General features: G+C 61.0%; 1 pseudogene. It reads right to left on the bottom strand.

From position 1 onward, the window contains the following. Nucleotides 1–1,328, bottom strand: a pseudogene (locus tag NMG80_RS37925) (kinesin); the annotation flags it as partial.

Raw genomic sequence — 1,328 nt, 5'->3', positions numbered from 1 at the left:
AGCTCTGCGCGATTGTCGGTCAGCTGCTGAGACTGGTCGGCGACGGCACCCTTGATGGTACTGAGGTCTGCTTCCAGCGCACGTCTGAGGATGTCGCGGCCTTCCGCCAGTTTCTCGACCTGGCCGGAAACCAGCCCGTCGATGCTCGACCGGCTTTCCGCCAGCTTGGCGAGGTCGTCTTCAAGCGCCTTGGACAGGATCGAGCGGTCCTGGATGAGCTTCTCGGCGTGGCTGGTTACAAGACCGTTGACGCTGCCGAGATCGGCCTCCAGCGCCCGCGCAAACTCTGCGCGATTGTCGGTCAGCTGCTGAGACTGGTCGGCGACGACACCCTTAATAGTGTTGAGGTCTGCTTCCAACGCGCGTCTGAGCAGGTCGCGGCCTTCGGCCAGCTTCTCGACCTGGCCGGCAACCAGCCCGTCGATGCTCGACCGGCTTTCCGCCAATTTGGCGAGATCGTCTTCGAGCGCCTGGGACAGGGTCGAGCGGTCTGCGGCGAGCCTGTTCATGTGATCGGAGATCAGGCCGTTCACATTCTGCAGGTCGGTCTCCAACGCTTGCGACAGTTGACCACGATCTTCCGCCAGCTTTTCGGACTGGCCTGATATGACGTCCTTGATCGTGTTGAGATCGGATTCGAGCGCGCGCTTGAGAATGTCGCGGCCTTCGGCCAGCTTCTCGACCTGGCCGGCAACCAGCCCGTCGATGCTCGACCGGCTTTCCGCCAGCTTGGCGAGATCGTCTTCAAGCGCCTTCGACAGGGTCGAGCGGTCTTCCACGAGCTTTTCGGACTGGTCTGATATAACGCTCTTGATCGTGTTGAGATCGGATTCGAGCGCGCGCTTGAGAATGTCGCGACCCTCGGCCAGTTTCTCGACCTGCCCGGTAACCAGCCCATCGATGCTCGACCGGCTTTCGGCCAGCTTGGCGAGATCGTCTTCGAGCGCCTTCGACAGGATTGAGCGGTCCTCAGCTAGCCTGTTCATGTGATCGGCGATCAGGCCATTGACGCTCTGCAGGTCGGTTTCCAACGCCTTCGAGAACTGACCACGGTCTTCCGCCAGCTTTTCCGACTGGCCTGATATGACCTCCTTGATCGTGTTGAGATCGGATTCGAGCGCGCGCTTGAGGATGTCGCGGCCCTCGGCCAGCTTCTCGACCTGGCCGGAAACCAGCCCGTCGATGCTCGACCGGCTTTCCGCCAGCTTGGCGAGGTCGTCTTCAAGCGCCTTCGACAGGGTCGAGCGGTCTTCCACGAGCTTTTCGGACTGGTCCGATATAACGCTTTTGATCGTGTTGAGATCGGATTCGAGCGCGCGCTTGAGAAT

It is taken from the genome of Mesorhizobium escarrei (assembly GCF_935825525.1).
Lineage (GTDB): Bacteria > Pseudomonadota > Alphaproteobacteria > Rhizobiales > Rhizobiaceae > Mesorhizobium > Mesorhizobium escarrei.
Note: the sequence above shows the minus strand (reverse complement) of the source record. Positions and strands in the feature narration are given on the sequence as shown.